This window comes from Sphingomonas sp. CFBP 13728 (assembly GCF_014841895.1).
Lineage (GTDB): Bacteria > Pseudomonadota > Alphaproteobacteria > Sphingomonadales > Sphingomonadaceae > Sphingomonas.
This window is the reverse complement of record NZ_JACYUS010000008.1, coordinates 1-15,124: the sequence shown is the minus strand read 5'-3', so window position 1 is coordinate 15,124 and position 15,124 is coordinate 1. Positions and strand designations below refer to the sequence as shown.

Here is a 15,124-nt window from a genome sequence, read left to right as displayed (position 1 = left end):
AGACATGACTGCAAGTTCGATCGATCCCGCCGAGTTCCGCACCGCGATGGCGGGCTTTCCCAGTGGCGTGACGGTCGTCACAACGCTGGATACGGAAGGCGCGATCGCCGGGTTCACTGCCAGCGCGTTCAGTTCGCTCTCGCTCGACCCGGCGCTTGTGCTGGTCTGTCCCGCGCTGACGTCGGCAACATACCCCCACCTCGTCAGCCGTCAGAGCTTCGCGATCCACATCCTTGCGGCCGGGCAGCAGGACCTTGCCATGGCATTCGCATCGAAGGGGACCGAGAAGATCGCCGGACTGGACTGGACGCTCAGCGAACTGGGCAACCCCGTACTACCGGGCGTGGCCTGCGTTATCGAGTGCACGCTATGGCGCGAATATGAAGGTGGTGACCATGCCATCGTCATCGGCGCCGTCCAGCGTATCGGCCTCACCGATAGCCCCGTCCTCATTTACCACAAGGGCAGCATGACGGATCACCATTCGCCGGTGCTGGAGGCGGCATGATGCTGCGTACGCTTCATCCGTTCCGGGACTGTGCGTTGATCGACGGCCGGTGGGTCGCTGCGACGGGGCAGGGTAGTGCGGTGTACGATCCCGCGACAGGCGGGATCATTGCTTCCGTGCCGGATCTCGGGCGCGAGGAATCCCAGCAGGCAATCGCGGCTGCCGAACGTGCGCTCGTAGGTTGGCGTGTCCGACCGGCGGGCGAGCGCGCGGACATCCTAATGCGGTGGTACGCGCTCATGCAGGACCACCGCGATGCGCTTGCTCAGATCCTCACCGCGGAACAGGGCAAGCCGCTTGCCGAAGCTGCGGGAGAGATCCTCTACGCCGCCAGCTTCTTGCGCTGGTATGCGGAAGAGGCGCGGCGCGTCGATGGGGAGATCATCCCAGCACCAAAGGCCAGCCAGCGCATCCTAGTCTGGCACGAGCCCGTCGGGGTGACCGCCGCGATCACGCCGTGGAACTTCCCCGCGGCGATGATCACGCGCAAGGTAGGCCCCGCGCTTGCAGCTGGCTGTACGATGATCTTAAAGCCGGCGCCCGAGACGCCGCTCACCGCGTTGGCACTCGCTGCGCTGGCAGAGGAGGCAGGCGTCCCGGCAGGTGTCTTCAATGTCGTGACGGGCGATGCAGCCGCGATCGGCGGTGCACTGATGGACAGTCCTGTGGTACGCAAGGTGTCGTTCACGGGGTCCACGCCGGTCGGTCGCATGCTGTTCGCGCAGGCGGCGCCTACGCTGAAGCGGCTGTCGCTCGAACTTGGCGGCAACGCACCGTTTATCGTGTTCGATGACGCCGATCTCGATGCGGCGGTCGACGGTGCGATGCTGGGCAAGTTCCGGAACGCCGGCCAGACGTGCGTCTGCGTCAACCGCTTCCTGGTACAGGACTCCGTGCACGACAGCTTCGTCGAGATGCTGCGGGAGCGGATCGCGAAGCTCGTTGTAGGACCCGGAACGGATCCTGACACCACGATCGGCCCCCTCATCAACGAAAAGGCCGTGATCAAGGTGGACGATCACGTCGCTGACGCCGTGCGTCGCGGCGGTCGATTGGTGGCGGGGGGTAAGCGGGGGGAAGGTCTTTTCTATCCGCCTACGCTGATTGCGGACGTCCCCGCCGATGCAGCGATCGCGCGGGATGAGACCTTCGGTCCACTCGCAGGCGTCATACGGTTCAAGGACGAGGCAGAAGCGATCCGTCTGGCGAACGATACCGAATTTGGCCTCGCGGCCTACGCCTATACGCGAGACATTGGCCGTGCGATGCGAGTGGCTGGTGCGCTCGAGTACGGCATGGTGGGTTTGAACGAGGCGGCCATCTCCACCGAGGTCGCACCGTTCGGCGGGATCAAGGCGTCGGGCCAGGGGCGGGAGGGCTCCCGCCATGGTATAGCCGAGTATCTCGAGTTGAAGTACGTCATGATGGGCGGGCTGTAGAATCGGAACCGAAGCCAGATGCGCCGCGCTCGCATCTCGCTTCGGCCACCGGTCAGCCTGGAATACCGTCGATTTCCGCGAACACCTCTTTGGCGAGCCGGAAGCTGTCGACCCCGGCGGGCACGCCGACATATACCGCGATCTGGAGCAAGACCTCGCGCAACTCCTCACGGGTTACGCCGTTCGTGAGCGCGCCGCGGATGTGCGCCTTGAACTCGTGACCGCGATTGAGCGCAGCGATCATGCCCAGGTTGAGGATGCTGCGGCTGCGGCGGTCGAGGCCCGGCCTGTTCCAGATATGGTCCCAGCAATACTCCGTCGTCAGTTCCTGCATCGGCCAGTTGAAGTCGTCCGCGCCGGCAAGGGCCTTGTCGACATACGCATCGCCAAGCACCTGACGCCTGGTCTCCAGGCCACGGTCGAAGGCTTCGCTGGTCGTCCGCTCACTCGTCATTCCGGCAATCCTTCCACGATGAGTATCTCGACTTCGGCTGCACCAGCACGGGCAGCTCGCGCGGCGGTGTATTCGGACGATGCATAACAGGCGAGTGCGGCGTCCATGCTCTCGAACTCGATGACGACGTTGCGCTGGCGGGGCTCCGGCCCCTCCAGCGCAACGGCTTGTCCGCCACGCGACAATAGCTTGCCGCCGTTGCCGATCAATGCTGCTGGGCCCAACGCCATGTAATCGGCATATGCTTCGGCATCGGTCACATCGACGCGGGCGATCCAGTAGGCTTTAGGCATCAGGCGAACGCCGGCGCGACCTGATCGATGAACCGTCGGATCGAGTCGCGCTTCTCTTCGAACGACATCGTGTTGTCGAGCCAGATGCTGTACTCGTCGACCCCCATGGCTTCGTAGGTCTTGAGCCGTGCGATGACCTCTTCTGGTGTACCGATCATGATGTTCCGACGAAGCTGCTCGGGCACGAAGTCCGGGAACCGTTCGGCGTCCAACGGCGCGATGTCGTGATGGAAGCCGTTGACCGGGGGCTTCCTGTTGCTCGCCCATGCGCCGTAGTTGCGGAAGAACAGCGAGATCGCCTCCGCAGCGCGCTGACCGTCCTCATCACTGGCCTGAACGTGGGCGTGCTGAAGGATCATCAATTGGGGACGCGGTACGTCCGGACTTGCAGCACACGCCTCGTCGAACTTGCGCGCCAAATCCTTCACCTCGTCGTCATTCTTGAACAGCGGAGTCGCCATCACGCTGCATCCGTTCGCCACCGCGAACTTGTGCGACTCCGGATCGCGTGCGGCGATCCAGATGGGCGGCGTCGGCTTCTGGACGGGCTTTGGCACGCTGGTCGACACCGGGAACTGCCAGATCTCGCCGTCATGGGCGTAGTCGCCTTCCCACAGCTTGCGGACCACCGGCACCATCTCGCGCAGATACTTGCCACCGTCGTTCGCCGAAACGCCGTTGAGCATACGGTCGAACTCGAACTGGTAGGCGCCGCGTGCCAGCCCGATCTCCGCCCGGCCATTGCTGATCACATCGAGCATCGCCGCTTCGCCTGCCATGCGGATCGGATGCCAGAAAGGTGCGATGAAGGTACCAGCACCCAGCCGAATGTTCTTCGTCCGCTCGGCTACCGCAGCAAGCAGTGGGATCGGATTGGGCGAGATGGTATATTCCATCGAATGATGTTCGCCGATCCACACTTTGTGGAGGCCGCCTTCTTCCGCGAGATCGCACAGGGCGAGCAATTCTTCGTAGAGCTGCCGATGCGAGATCGCCTCGTCGTAGCGTTCCATATGCAGGAAGAGCGAGAACTTCATCCGTCGATCCTTTCCTCAAGGGCCTCTTCGAGAGCCCGTTATTTTTGTCTTGCGTCCAACCTTAGCAGGACATACCGTCCTATGGTATACCAAGAATCATAAGAGGACTTGCTGACCATGGCAACCCCAGGAGAGGCGCCAACCGCCATCGAGGCCAACAGCATCGGCTTCGTCCCGCTGGCTGAGAGGCATGGCCGCGTGCGTGATCTGTTCACGCTGTGGTTCACGACGAACATTGCGCCGCTGCCGGTCGTGACCGGCGCTATGGCCATCCAGGTTTTTGGCCTGTCGCTGGGATGGAGCATTTCAGCAATCATCCTTGGCCATCTGGTCGGCGCGTTGGTGCTGGCCGCCTGTTCGGCACAGGGCCCTCAGATGGGCTTGGCGCAGATGATCCAGAGTCGCGGTCAGTTCGGACGCTATGGTGCCCTGCTGGTCGTGACGTTTGCGACTCTATTGTATGTCGGCTTCTTCACCTCCAACATCGTGCTGGCGGCGAAATCGGTACATGCGCTCGTGCCCGGGATCGGACTGCCGGTTGGAGCAATACTGTGTGCCGCCGCAGCGGCCGGCATCGGTATTCTTGGCTACAACGTCATTCACCTGCTCAACCGGGTCGGCATGTGGTTCATGGGTCTCGGCCTTCTGTATGCTGCCTTCAGGCTCGCCGATGGTCTTTCGGCAGAGATCGTGTGGCGGGGAGGCTTCACGATGGTGGGCTGGTTCGCGATGTTCTCGCTCGGCGCTGTTTGGCACATCTCCTACGCCTGCTACACATCGGACTATTCGCGGTATCTTCCGCCCAGCGTAGGCATTCGGGGACCGTTCCTCGCCAGCTTCGCCGGTGCAGCGCTCGGCGCCGCAGCGTCGTTCATTCTCGGTGCTATGGCCGTGGCGAGTGCCCCTGTCGGTGCCGACCCGATGACCCAGGTGAGCGGTGCCGTCGGCGCGCTCGCACCGATCCTGATGCTCCTCTTCATCTTCAACATCGTCAGCCACAACGCGCTAAACATCTACGGTGCCGTCCTGTCGCTCATCACGATGGCGCAGACGTTCTTGGCGTCGTGGATGCCGGGTCGGAGGGCACGCATCGTCTTGTCGGTACTGGTTCTGGGTGCCTGTCTCGTCGTCGCGACGACGTCGGCGGACACGTTCGTGCCCCGCTTCATTGGCTTCGTCATCGGTCTGATGGTCGTGCTGGCGCCTTGGGCGACAATCAACATCATCGACTTCTACGTCGTTCGAAAGGGCAAGTATGACATCGCCTCGTTCTTCGAAGCTGATGGCGGGGTCTATGGACGGCTGAACACGAAGGCCGCGATCGCCTATCTCGCTGGCATCGCGGTACAGCTGCCTTTCCTGACCTCCAGCCTGTATACCGGACCCTTCGCCTCTGCGATCGGCGGACTGGACATCGGCTGGCTCGTCGCGCCGATCGTCACCGGCGCGCTCTATCTGGGTCTTGGTGCCGGCAACACGCAACGTCGCGTCAACATCGCAGCGCATGCTGAAGCCACCGTACGATGACATCGATCACGACCGCCATTGCCACTGACAATTTCAGCAGGAGGGAAACCATGGTTCCCGACACGATGATCCGCGCACGTCCGAACTTCCTGTCTTCGCCCGAGGAAATCATCGAGGAGGCACGCAACGGCCGAATGTTCATTCTCGTCGATGACGAAGATCGCGAAAACGAAGGCGACCTCGTCATTCCAGCGCAGATGGCGACGCCGGAAAAGATCAACTTCATGGCCACCTACGGTCGTGGCCTGATCTGCCTGGCCATGACGAACGACCGGGTCGATCAGCTTGGCCTCAAGCCCATGGCGCAAAAGAACGGCACGCGTCACGAAACGGCCTTCACGACCTCGGTAGAAGCCCGTGTGGGAGTCACTACGGGCATATCCGCCAATGACCGGGCACGCACGATCGCCGTGGCGATCGACTCTGCCAACGGTCCGAGCGAAATCGTCACGCCAGGTCATGTCTTTCCGCTGATCGCACGCGACGGTGGGGTTTTGGTCCGCGCTGGCCACACCGAGGCTGCGGTCGACGTCTCCAGATTGGCCGGGCTCAATCCGTCAGGCGTGATCTGCGAGATCATGAACGACGACGGCACGATGGCCCGACTGAGCGACCTGATCGGTTTCTCCCAGCTTCATAACCTCAAGGTCGGCACGATCCGCGACCTGATCGCCTATCGCCGTCGTCACGACCATCTGGTCGAGAAATGCACCGAGGTGAGGTTCAACAGCCGGTGGGGCGGAGAATGGCGGGCGATCACCTATCGCAACCGTGCGACCGGTACCGAACAGATCGCGTTGGTGAAAGGCGTGCTCGATCCCGAACAGCCGACACTGGTTCGGATGCATGCGATATCGGCGCTTACCGACATCTTTGCGGGCGATGGCCAGGGGATGGATGTGCTCGAGCGCTCGATGCGGATGATTGCGGAAGAGGGGGCGGGCGTCGTGATCGCGATCAATCGGCAGCGTGACGATCGTTTCTCGATGGCGCTGAAAGCACGAGCAGGCACCTTGTCGCCATCGGACATGGAGGAACTTCGTGATTACGGGGTGGGCGCGATGATTCTGACGGAACTCGGCGTCGAGCGGATGATCTTGCTGACGAACACGCACCGTACGCTGGTTGCGCTGTCCGGCTACGGACTATCGGTAGTCGGCGAACGCAGTCTGGTCGCAGTGCCAGCCGCTTAGCGGCCCTGCACAACTGATATCCAAACAAAACAACGCGGAGGCTACTTCCGCGAAGGAGAGCGCATGCCTTGGACAACGCCGGTTCCGATCGTCATCGAACAGCAGTGCGTGCCGGGTGCCGCCTGTCCGAATGGGACAGCTTCGCCCACCGGCAATGCCGATGCGGAAGGAGAGGTAACCCCTCCAGATACCCCTGCTACGAAGCCGGACGTGGCACCGCCGGCATCGCCGGAGAAGGGACTAAAGGTAGGGGCCACGTTACGGGGGCGGTATGATCTACGCTTCAACGACGTGTCCGGAAGCGGCGCGAAACGAACCTCGAGCCACCTCTCGTTCGATACCCTTGCACTGACGGCGGACTATACGTCCGACCGGTTCTTTGGCGCGGCGCAGTACAGATTCTACGGTGGCAACTTCATCTACGGAAAATCGGCAGGCTACCGGGAATATCCTGGGGAGGTGCGTTTCCTGATGTACGCTTATGGCGGGGCCAAGCTCACCGAGTCCGACAGCATTACCGCAGGTATTCAACCGGTTCCTTTCGACGATCGATACTGGGGATCGTCGATCCTCGACGACCTCGCGTTCGTTTACGGTTTCGAGGAGACCTATAATCTCGGTGTCAAGTTCCGCCATGAGACGTCGCGGTATCGTGTGGAGGTCGGGTTCTTTCCTTCCAGCGGGCCTGCCGGTGGCGGTATCAGTTCGGACTCGTCCCGCTACTCCACGAACATTTCCAAAGCCGACAGCTACGTGCCGGACGGTTCGCGTAACGACGAACGCAACATGCTGATCGGCAACGTCAGCTACACGCTTGCGGCTACGAAGACCGTAAAGCTCAGTGCCACCATTTCCGGATGGCTGTCGACAATCCATAACTTTGATACGCGTGCTGACGGTAGCAAGCGTATCTTCGCGGCAAGCCTTACCGGTAGTAAAGGGCCTTGGCATGCAAAGACACTCGTAGCGAGGCAGGACATTGATCCGCGGAATCCGGGTCGTAATGACATGATCACTGTCGGAGGCTTCGACGCCTCCTATAACATCGCGACGAAAGGTACATATGTATTTGGCGAGTTGGGTCGATCCATCGACACCGGAAGCTTGCCGTTCGATGTTACGCCCTACGTCAACTACGGTCGCTTTTTCAAAGATGCAGCTGGCTTCAAGGATAGCGAGCGGCTCGATATCGGGGCGGTCTGGTCGTCCAAGAACTCTCAGCGCATCAAGGTCTATTCAGAATTTCTGATTGGGCGAAATGACCCTTACGTCGGGGCGGGGCAGTTCATATCTGGCGCCGCTCAGGGTGGCGACGGTCGTCTGAAGAGATCGATATTGGTGATTTTCGGATACTCGATCTAGCTCGGGTTGTCCCCGCCGCGCCTGTGGCGTCCATTCTGGACGGTCCCCTCACGCGTTCAAGGAAGATGAACGGGCGTCCAGTTTTGGGCAGCTCAACTTAAGCACTGAACGTCTGCTTATGGGTCGTTGCTGCTAGCCCGAGCCTCAGAGGGGCTTATCGATCTCTATTAGCTCTAAAGGGTGTTCTAAGGTTGCGGTGATAACAATCAAATGCTCAACGCCGACGTTAGCGGCCCAAGCTAGACCCGCTGCTTCAGCCTTCTTAGCACTATCGAATGTTGGTCCGCCAACGATTGACACTGACTCTCCGTCATCTGCGCCAACGCACAGCGCGGACCCAGTTAAGTTAAATATCTTATCAGCGGATTGTTCGATCCGGATACAGTCGGCATCGACCGGTGATTGTTTGCCCACGGGCAACCTTACGACTTTCATCACAGATCCTTTTCAACTTTGATAGTCAACGCGGAGGTTAAGCGTCGGGTTCATGCCAATCCACGGTATCGTGAACGACAGGGGGACGCGACTGCTGCCGGTTGCGCCATCAGCTCGATGTGGCCACCGCCCGTCAGTGGCGGACGCGGCTTTTTTCGTAGGCTACCTTGCCGGCATGTCGGCGGATCGCAATCGCTGCGACGGCACGCTTCGCAGTGAGCTCGTCAATGTCGTGCACGTCGAAGGTGCCACCGTGCCATTGGCGTAGCTGTCGATGTTCCTCGTGAGCCGGATCACTCATGGCCGCGAGAAAGAGCTCGAAGCCAGGGTGGCCGCCGACATCCTCGGGCGGGCAGCGTTGTTCGCCGGCAACGAAGCGCGGATATTTGGTCTCATGCTCACCTAGTCCGACCTCCTCGACAACGACGGTGTGCCGCCAGTCGTCGCCCATGTCGTAGGTATAAGTAAGCTGGCGTACCTCGCGATCGATCAGCGCGCCAAGCTTTACGTTCCGGGCTGCGGCGATGTTGTGGTCCGGCCATTTTGGGTCCGGCATGCCGTAGCGGCGGTCACCCGCCTCGAAGTGCCAGAGATGATAATCCTGCCACCCCATGGCGGCCTGTATCACGTCGTGGAGCATCTTGAGGCTTCCAGTGACCGGCATCTCGACTACGCGCCAGATCGCGGGCTCGATGTCGTTGAGGCTGATGCGCAGTCGCGCAATGGTCTCTTGCGTCATGTCGCAGTTTTGGTTGTTAGAGCGCTCGTTGCCAAGAGGCCGTCTGTTATTGGTGAAGCGGCTGAACGGAAATCGCGTCGCGTAGCGTCTGAATGAGAGGTACGAGTTGGGTAGCGCCGAACGGCATCGGAACGGCGGGTAATGGGTCGTCTGGCGGGTAGTAGCAATGCAAAGGCTTGGCCCTTGCAGTTTCAGGCGGGCTACTGACTGCCTCTCGCCTCGTCGAACGCCAACCGGTTGCTCTCGATTTCCGCAATGTTCGTGCCGGCCCAGTATCCGAGTTCGCGGATCGGATCGGCTAATGATCGGCCAAGGGCGGTGAGGGCGTACTCCACCTGAGGCGGCACGGTTGGGTGGACGGTGCGGGCCACCATGCCATCGCGTTCGAGCGCACGCAGCGTGCGGGCGAGCATCTGTTGGCTAATGCCGCCGATGGTGCGCTTGATGTCATTAAAACGCCGCGTCCGCTCCGTGAGCGTCATCACAATCATGACGGTCCACTTGTCGCCGATGAGGCTGAGAACACCGCTGAACCGTTTGCATTCGACGTGAATCGGCTCGGAGGTGGTCAGCTTCATGTGACTAGGTCCTGCGAAAATGCCTTCTTGGCGGGGGGCTTGAGGTCACATAGCTGGCCTAGGTCACTTTTCCAGACCGGAGCTGAACCTATGAACATTCTGCACATCGATGCAAGTGGGAGCGAAAGCGCTGTCTCTCATACGCGCCGCCTCTCCAGTGAACTCGTCGAGCGGCTCAAAACCGCCAATCCCGGCGCAACAATCGTGTACCGCGACCTCGTCGCCAACCAGCTTCCCCACGTGGACATGACGATGCGGCATGCCTGGACGGCCGAGAACACCGGCGACACCAAGCTGGCCGAAACGATGAGCCGATCAAAGGCGCTGGTTGACGAGCTCAAGGCGGCGGACGTGGTGGTGGTCGGCTCGCCGATGTACAACTTTACGGTGCCCTCGACGTTAAAGGCGTGGGTCGACCATGTAGCGATCGCCGGGCAAACCTTCAGCTACACGGCCGAGGGGCCACGCGGCTTGCTGAACGGCAAGGTCTATCTCGTCCTCTCATCGGGCGGAATTTATTCCGAAGGACCGTTCGCCGCGTACGATCATCTGTCGACTTACCTTGAGGCGATCTTTAACTTTCTTGGCATCCTGGACGTCGAGGTGATCCGAGCGGAAGGCATCGCGTACGGACCGGAGCAGGATCAAGCGGCGATGGCGAACGCCGCTCAGAGAATTGAAGCGATCGTCGCCTGAACAGGTCGGCAGGGAGGTCAGCCTCGGAGATCAAGCCGCAGCTGGCCACCTAATTAGAACTTGGAGTAGACTTGACAGAACGGTCGGGTTTGGAACGCGGTGGGTTCAGTCCGAACGATCGGTATTGGGTCATTCGATGTTTGCCAGTGCGTGAACGCCCTCTAAAGTCGACCTTCCTTTGATATTTCAGCAATGCGCTCACGGACCGTCTGAAGGCATTCGTCTGCTCTAATACCGATAATAGGCTCATTGCATCGATCAGCAACATCCATGGCTTGCTGAGCGGCTTGCTCTATCAAAGCAAGCTGTTGCAAACGTACTTTTACTTCTGGCATCCTTGTATCTCCGGCACTTTAGCGGATTTCAAAATGTCTTGCGGCATATGCGATCTTTGCCTTCGCGTTTGAGCCTGGTTTTCTAACCACATTCGGGTCTCTGCTCGAAACTCGCTAGGAACTCGTTTGGCGGCCTGATCAGCCATGTCACGAAGTGTTCTCGCTTTCAGAACATCCTTCATTCGCGCGTCGGCTTCCAGCATCACGGCATGGATCCCGCATACGCCTGAGGTCGCCCAAGAAGGGGGCGTTTGACCGTACAGGGGACAGGCATGTCTGACGTTGCGGCAGTCGAAAAGTGCCTTTTGACCATCGACTGCGACCACCACGTCGTAAAACGATATGTCTTCCGCCGGGCGGGCAAGGCGAATGCCGCCACGCATGCCTTCGGTTGCAACGATAATCCCTGCCTTGTTCAACTTGGTCATGACGCCTGCCATGAACTTCACCGGCAGCGCGCGCAGGGTAGCCAGATCCCTCGAGCTTGGCGCCGCTGCCTCTTCCGGCAAGTCTATGATGTAAAGGAGGGTATGAAGCGCATACTCAACCGCCGTACTTATATGGCTCAATTGAAACTCCGACTACGTCGGTGGCAGTTATAGCCGCTCGCTAGCTCACGACAACCGTTCAATTTGCCGCGCCTCGAAAGGTCGTCTGGTGCTTCGCGCACGCCTCAGCGCGAAGCGCTAGGGTGATGGATGCGCCCGATCGTCACCGCTCCAAATCACAGAATTGCTGTGCATTATGGATGGTTTCTAAAGTGTGCTAGAAGGAGTCTGTGTCCGCGGCTAACAGAGATATACGAACTGATCGAGCCAAGTCGAGCTTGCGTAAGGGCGGCAGAACCACAGCATATTCATTTGGAAGGCGCTAAATGCCCGTCGCTCATTGTGTATCTAGTATGACAGGTATCATTTTGGACTTTGACGAGGGATTTTGTCAGCTAGTTCGACGGCGACCAGATCAGCTCGTTGGATTGTCGTACAAAGTCATTACTGCACCTGCCGATCTGTTAAAGAGTAGTGAGATGCTTGTAAGTTTAATTAATAAGGCCTCGCCAACGCACATACGCAAGGGATATGTACGTCCGGATGGGAGCGTGATCAAAGCGGATCTGCTGGTGTCAAAGTTCGGTAATGAGGGGCGCTTGATAGCGACACTGTCTTGGACAGAGGGACAGCAAGAATCGTCGCCGTCAAAGCTTTGGAAAGCCGCGTTGCGGGTCAAGCATATTTATGATGCACGCATAATAGAGCTTGGAAAGGACCTGTTTAGTGATCATGTCGGACTGATCCTATTGCATATGTATTTGGCAGAAGCAGAAGGTCGAGTGGTCACGGCATCCCAGGTTGCCAAACTCATAAGCCTTCCCGCCCAGTCCATGGACCGTTGGGTAAAGGCACTGACGCAGCGTGGATTGCTGGAGGTCATTGACGATGCTTCGGGGTATATTCAGCTTAGCCAGGATGGTATTTTGAGGCTGGAACGCTTGTTCGCGGCGACATTAGCACCTGAAGCGCTTGCGGTCGGAGAGGCGTAACGACCAAGGAATATTCGTGGGCAACTAAACTACCGTATTCTCTTCTTCAACTGCGAGCTCACGAAGAACCGAATGCAACCTGTCGCCGCTGAGCCGAGACGGATCGAAGTCGCTTGCTGTTGCGACATTTGCGAAACGAGCGGCATTCGCGTCGGATAGGCCTACGAACCCCATCGCCCAATTCGGGAAGCTGCGCTCTGCAATTGGCTCCATCGCAAGGAGGGAGACTTCGCTATGTCGATCATCCTGCTGGATCCTCTCGAACGCGATCTCCACCACGTCAAGCGGCCCCTCAAGCACTTGGGCGAAGCACCCGGCATTGAATATCAAAGCGCCGGTGATGCCGTCCCGCTCATTGTTAACACGGCTAGTTGCGAGGATGTCATCCACCTCTAACGCAAATCTGTTAGCGTCATCCGCTGTGAGGTTGCGGCTGTAATATACCAAACGATAAATGTTAGCGGACATCGCCGTCTCCTTTGCGTTTGATAGTAAGAAATGACTGGACGTCAGCTTGCGCCATTGGCCGTCCAGTAAGGTACCCTTGCACATGGGTACAGTTCTGATCACGTATGCGCTTAAGCTGCTCGGCGGTTTCGACGCCCTCGGCTGTAATTGCCATACCGAGGCTAGTTCCCAGACTGGAAACCGCTCTCAGGATGGCCTCGCTGTCGGGATCGTCGCCAGCAACGAACGAGCGGTCGATCTTGATTTTGTTAAATGGAAATTTCTGAAGGTAGCTCAGCGAGGAATAGCCCGTGCCGAAATCATCCATCGAAATTTTCACACCTAAGGCCCGAAGCGCGTGCAGTGTTGCCAGCACGTTGTCCGTGTCGGCGAGGAGGGCGCCTTCAGTAATCTCAACCTCAAGGCGTTCTGGCTTCAGCCCTGATCTGGCAAGCGCTAACGACACGGACGCGAGCAACGTGTCGGCCTTGAACTGTAGCGGCGAAACGTTGACTGCCACCACGAGATCACCAGGCCAGGCTGCCGCTTCCATACATGCCTTCAGGAGTACCCACTCCCCAATCTTCACGATAAGCCCGTTTTCTTCGGCGACGGCGATGAAGTCGAGCGGGGGCACATTGCCGCGGACAGGATGATGCCAGCGCAATAGTGCTTCAAAGCCCATCACGGTATCGGTCGAGAGATCGAGAAACGGCTGGTAGTGGAGCTCAAACTGCTTGAGCGCTAACGCGCGGCGAAGGTCGATCTCCAACTCACGGCGCTCTTGGAGAAGCGTGTCCATGCCGTGTTCGAAGAAGCGGTAGCGTCCCCGGCCTGCCCTTTTCGCCTCATAAAGTGCCAAATCAGCATTCCGGAGGAGGTCGCGAGGCTGCATCGAACCGACCCCGAGCGCTACACCGACGCTGATGCCGATGTTCACCGTGTGCCCACCGAGCACGTAGGTCCTGCCGATAAGGTCAACCAGACGTTCGGCAAGCAGCTCAGCATCGCGCGGCGAGCGGATACCACGTTGAAGAATGACGAACTCGTCGCCTCCAAGTCTGGCAACGAGATCGTCCTTGCGCGAGGCTTTGCGCAACCTATCCGCTACCTTCTTGAGTAGCTGGTCGCCGATGCCGTGGCCCAGCGTGTCGTTGATCATTTTGAAACGATCAAGATCGAGGCAAAGCACCGCGACTGGCTCCCCCCCCTCGGCGGTGCCCGGTAATGCACGTTCAAGTGTCGCCATGAAGGTATTGCGTAAGGCTAATCCCGTCAGGTCATCTGTCTTCGCTTCCGTCTTCTCAATGGGAGCTAGGGCAACCGGCCAGAAACTGACGCAGATATTGCCCCCACCGACCGGATTGAGCAGTGCGTCGTATGCTTCGGACTGACGCGTCATGAGCCGCATGCTCGATGGGCCGTCGCCGATCGAGGCAGGGCGCAGGTAGTCGGAAAAGATATCGGCCAGTGTCAGCCCGACGATCCAGCCACCAATACTGGCCGCAGCGGTTGCATTAGCGTAGGTAATTTCACTGTTGGCATCAACGACTAGAACCGGGTGCTGCAACGATTCGAGGATCTGCGTCGATGAGACCATTTCGGCCTCGGAATTCTGCATAACGTGCTGAAACATAATCAATTGCTCCGCTGCCATGGCAGGTTAAAATTTGTTGCAAGCACGGAAATGGGTGGGCGCTACAAGCAGTAGCTACTGAGCAAACCTAGGTGGCAACAGCGCCGGGCGTCCGGCTTTCGCGAATTAAGCAACTTACAGATTGGAAACTCGAACCCTGGTCACAAGCAAGGTACAGGTTCGGCAAGGTACCTGAGGCCAGTACGGCCCGGGAACGCCCTTTTTGCTTCGCAGCGTACAATGCCCCGTCTGCATCGAGCATCAAGGTTGAAAGGTCTGGGCCTGCTTGCGACCGGATCGAGATTCCCACGCTTGCGCTGATTTTCACCGCGTTGCCATTAACCACGAACGACGTGCCGCGTAGCGTGTCGATGAGGCGCTGCGCTGTCTGACGAGCGGTGGTAGGATCCATCTCATTGGCAAGAATGATAAATTCGTCGCCTCCAATCCGCGCAACGGCGTCCATCGTCGGCGTTACTTGTCTCATCAACTGGCTGACCTCGACTAGCAGTTGATCACCGGCCGCATGGCCGAGCGTGTCATTGATCGTCTTGAAGCCGTCGAGGTCGATATAGAAAAGCGTGGCTCCGCTCTCAGTGCTGTCTGCACGACGAGCAACGACGTCCTCAAGACCGGCACGGTTTAACAGGCCGGTAAGCGTGTCCTGACATGCGCGACGTCCGTTCTCACGCTCTGATCGCATTGTCTGAACGAGCATCGCATTCAGCCGATAGGCGGCATGCGTCATGGCATAGATATACATCGGTATCTGCAGCGCGGTTGCGAGCATGATCAGTTTACCGGATATGACACCAGCCATGGCGCATGGCCCGAGGCTAGGGTCAGGACCCATTGATGTGAGAGGCGCGATCTGATTCAGGCTCCGTGAGGAGAGCGTGGATGAG

18 protein-coding genes are annotated in these 15,124 nt (G+C 59.1%); 7 read left to right on the top strand and 11 right to left on the bottom strand.

Features of this window, described 5'->3' with window-relative positions:
- The first annotated feature begins 4 nt into the window (after positions 1–4).
- Positions 5–508, top strand: coding sequence for a flavin reductase family protein (locus tag IFT67_RS18855; RefSeq protein WP_192239641.1), 504 nt, complete (start codon positions 5–7; stop codon positions 506–508).
- The gene (locus IFT67_RS18850; protein WP_192239640.1) at positions 505–1,947 is read left to right on the top strand and encodes an NAD-dependent succinate-semialdehyde dehydrogenase; all 1,443 of its coding nucleotides are present in this window, start codon (positions 505–507) and stop codon (positions 1,945–1,947) included. The genes IFT67_RS18855 and IFT67_RS18850 overlap by 4 nt, the downstream gene beginning before the upstream one ends.
- Positions 1,948–1,999: 52 nt before the next feature.
- Here the strand turns inward: IFT67_RS18850 and IFT67_RS18845 are convergent, their stop codons facing one another.
- The 3 genes from IFT67_RS18845 to IFT67_RS18835 are packed head-to-tail and all read right to left on the bottom strand — an operon-like array spanning position 2,000 to position 3,731.
- Positions 2,000–2,401 carry a carboxymuconolactone decarboxylase family protein gene (locus IFT67_RS18845; protein ID WP_192239639.1) on the bottom strand — a complete coding sequence of 134 codons (402 nt, stop codon included), beginning with the start codon at positions 2,399–2,401 and terminating at the stop codon, positions 2,000–2,002.
- Positions 2,398–2,694, bottom strand: a complete 297-nt coding sequence (locus tag IFT67_RS18840) for a DUF1330 domain-containing protein (RefSeq protein ID WP_192239638.1) — start codon at positions 2,692–2,694, stop codon at positions 2,398–2,400. Before IFT67_RS18840 ends, IFT67_RS18845 begins: the two co-directional genes overlap by 4 nt.
- Complete coding sequence (locus IFT67_RS18835) at positions 2,694–3,731, bottom strand: LLM class flavin-dependent oxidoreductase (protein ID WP_192143303.1); 1,038 nt, start codon at positions 3,729–3,731, stop codon at positions 2,694–2,696. Before IFT67_RS18835 ends, IFT67_RS18840 begins: the two co-directional genes overlap by 1 nt.
- A 117-nt stretch (positions 3,732–3,848) precedes the next feature.
- Here IFT67_RS18835 and IFT67_RS18830 point away from each other — a divergent pair, with 117 nt between their 5' ends.
- The 3 genes from IFT67_RS18830 (at position 3,849) to IFT67_RS18820 (ending at position 7,813) form a co-directional block, all read left to right on the top strand.
- The gene (locus tag IFT67_RS18830; protein WP_192239637.1) at positions 3,849–5,258 is read left to right on the top strand and encodes a purine-cytosine permease family protein; all 1,410 of its coding nucleotides are present in this window, start codon (positions 3,849–3,851) and stop codon (positions 5,256–5,258) included.
- Between the two features lie 50 nt (positions 5,259–5,308).
- Positions 5,309–6,451, top strand: coding sequence for a 3,4-dihydroxy-2-butanone-4-phosphate synthase (gene ribB, locus IFT67_RS18825; protein ID WP_192239636.1), 1,143 nt, complete (start codon positions 5,309–5,311; stop codon positions 6,449–6,451).
- A 63-nt stretch (positions 6,452–6,514) separates the two neighbouring features.
- Positions 6,515–7,813: a hypothetical protein gene (locus IFT67_RS18820; RefSeq protein WP_197983167.1), complete on the top strand. Its 1,299-nt coding sequence runs from the start codon at positions 6,515–6,517 to the stop codon at positions 7,811–7,813.
- A 144-nt stretch (positions 7,814–7,957) separates the two neighbouring features.
- Here the strand turns inward: IFT67_RS18820 and IFT67_RS18815 are convergent, their stop codons facing one another.
- The 3 genes from IFT67_RS18815 to IFT67_RS18805 all read right to left on the bottom strand — a co-directional run bounded on the left by IFT67_RS18815 (position 7,958) and on the right by IFT67_RS18805 (position 9,565).
- Positions 7,958–8,248, bottom strand: coding sequence for a hypothetical protein (locus tag IFT67_RS18815; protein ID WP_192239635.1), 291 nt, complete (start codon positions 8,246–8,248; stop codon positions 7,958–7,960).
- A 133-nt stretch (positions 8,249–8,381) separates the two neighbouring features.
- Positions 8,382–8,987 carry a plasmid pRiA4b ORF-3 family protein gene (locus tag IFT67_RS18810; protein ID WP_192239634.1) on the bottom strand — a complete coding sequence of 202 codons (606 nt, stop codon included), beginning with the start codon at positions 8,985–8,987 and terminating at the stop codon, positions 8,382–8,384.
- A 200-nt stretch (positions 8,988–9,187) separates the two neighbouring features.
- Positions 9,188–9,565 carry a winged helix-turn-helix transcriptional regulator gene (locus IFT67_RS18805; RefSeq protein WP_192239633.1) on the bottom strand — a complete coding sequence of 126 codons (378 nt, stop codon included), beginning with the start codon at positions 9,563–9,565 and terminating at the stop codon, positions 9,188–9,190.
- Positions 9,566–9,655: 90 nt separating this feature from the next.
- Here IFT67_RS18805 and IFT67_RS18800 point away from each other — a divergent pair, with 90 nt between their 5' ends.
- Positions 9,656–10,261: an FMN-dependent NADH-azoreductase gene (locus IFT67_RS18800; RefSeq protein ID WP_192239632.1), complete on the top strand. Its 606-nt coding sequence runs from the start codon at positions 9,656–9,658 to the stop codon at positions 10,259–10,261.
- Between the two features lie 161 nt (positions 10,262–10,422).
- Here IFT67_RS18800 and IFT67_RS18795 read toward each other — a convergent pair whose 3' ends face one another.
- Positions 10,423–10,596, bottom strand: a complete 174-nt coding sequence (locus IFT67_RS18795; protein ID WP_192239631.1) for a hypothetical protein — start codon at positions 10,594–10,596, stop codon at positions 10,423–10,425.
- Positions 10,584–11,165, bottom strand: a complete 582-nt coding sequence (locus tag IFT67_RS18790; RefSeq protein ID WP_192239630.1) for an RrF2 family transcriptional regulator — start codon at positions 11,163–11,165, stop codon at positions 10,584–10,586. Before IFT67_RS18790 ends, IFT67_RS18795 begins: the two co-directional genes overlap by 13 nt.
- Before the next feature lie 332 nt (positions 11,166–11,497).
- On the opposite strand from IFT67_RS18790, the gene IFT67_RS18785 reads away from it, so the two are divergent.
- Entirely contained in the window at positions 11,498–12,136 is a 639-nt protein-coding gene (locus IFT67_RS18785; RefSeq protein WP_192239629.1) for a PAS domain S-box protein, read from the top strand.
- 24 nt (positions 12,137–12,160) lie between these two features.
- Here IFT67_RS18785 and IFT67_RS18780 read toward each other — a convergent pair whose 3' ends face one another.
- The 3 genes from IFT67_RS18780 to IFT67_RS18770 all read right to left on the bottom strand — a co-directional run.
- On the bottom strand, positions 12,161–12,604 hold the full coding sequence (locus tag IFT67_RS18780; protein ID WP_192239628.1) for a BLUF domain-containing protein: 444 nt from the start codon (positions 12,602–12,604) through the stop codon (positions 12,161–12,163).
- Positions 12,594–14,240, bottom strand: a complete 1,647-nt coding sequence (locus IFT67_RS18775) for a putative bifunctional diguanylate cyclase/phosphodiesterase (protein WP_192239627.1) — start codon at positions 14,238–14,240, stop codon at positions 12,594–12,596. Before IFT67_RS18775 ends, IFT67_RS18780 begins: the two co-directional genes overlap by 11 nt.
- A gap of 67 nt (positions 14,241–14,307) precedes the next feature.
- On the bottom strand, positions 14,308–15,124 hold an 817-nt coding region (locus IFT67_RS18770), incomplete at its 5' end, for a GGDEF domain-containing protein (RefSeq protein ID WP_197983166.1).

What these genes read in the sequence shown, in the direction of transcription:
- IFT67_RS18855 (WP_192239641.1), top strand. Translation starts at nt 5, where the DNA reads ATGACTGCAAGTTCGATCGATCCCGCCGAGTTCCGCACCGCGATGGCG.
- IFT67_RS18850 (WP_192239640.1), top strand. Translation starts at nt 505, where the DNA reads ATGATGCTGCGTACGCTTCATCCGTTCCGGGACTGTGCGTTGATCGAC.
- IFT67_RS18845 (WP_192239639.1), bottom strand. Translation starts at nt 2,401, where the DNA reads ATGACGAGTGAGCGGACGACCAGCGAAGCCTTCGACCGTGGCCTGGAG.
- IFT67_RS18840 (WP_192239638.1), bottom strand. Translation starts at nt 2,694, where the DNA reads ATGCCTAAAGCCTACTGGATCGCCCGCGTCGATGTGACCGATGCCGAA.
- IFT67_RS18835 (WP_192143303.1), bottom strand. Translation starts at nt 3,731, where the DNA reads ATGAAGTTCTCGCTCTTCCTGCATATGGAACGCTACGACGAGGCGATC.
- IFT67_RS18830 (WP_192239637.1), top strand. Translation starts at nt 3,849, where the DNA reads ATGGCAACCCCAGGAGAGGCGCCAACCGCCATCGAGGCCAACAGCATC.
- ribB (WP_192239636.1), top strand. Translation starts at nt 5,309, where the DNA reads ATGGTTCCCGACACGATGATCCGCGCACGTCCGAACTTCCTGTCTTCG.
- IFT67_RS18820 (WP_197983167.1), top strand. Translation starts at nt 6,515, where the DNA reads ATGCCTTGGACAACGCCGGTTCCGATCGTCATCGAACAGCAGTGCGTG.
- IFT67_RS18815 (WP_192239635.1), bottom strand. Translation starts at nt 8,248, where the DNA reads ATGAAAGTCGTAAGGTTGCCCGTGGGCAAACAATCACCGGTCGATGCC.
- IFT67_RS18810 (WP_192239634.1), bottom strand. Translation starts at nt 8,987, where the DNA reads ATGACGCAAGAGACCATTGCGCGACTGCGCATCAGCCTCAACGACATC.
- IFT67_RS18805 (WP_192239633.1), bottom strand. Translation starts at nt 9,565, where the DNA reads ATGAAGCTGACCACCTCCGAGCCGATTCACGTCGAATGCAAACGGTTC.
- IFT67_RS18800 (WP_192239632.1), top strand. Translation starts at nt 9,656, where the DNA reads ATGAACATTCTGCACATCGATGCAAGTGGGAGCGAAAGCGCTGTCTCT.
- IFT67_RS18795 (WP_192239631.1), bottom strand. Translation starts at nt 10,596, where the DNA reads ATGCCAGAAGTAAAAGTACGTTTGCAACAGCTTGCTTTGATAGAGCAA.
- IFT67_RS18785 (WP_192239629.1), top strand. Translation starts at nt 11,498, where the DNA reads ATGACAGGTATCATTTTGGACTTTGACGAGGGATTTTGTCAGCTAGTT.
- IFT67_RS18780 (WP_192239628.1), bottom strand. Translation starts at nt 12,604, where the DNA reads ATGTCCGCTAACATTTATCGTTTGGTATATTACAGCCGCAACCTCACA.
- IFT67_RS18775 (WP_192239627.1), bottom strand. Translation starts at nt 14,240, where the DNA reads ATGGCAGCGGAGCAATTGATTATGTTTCAGCACGTTATGCAGAATTCC.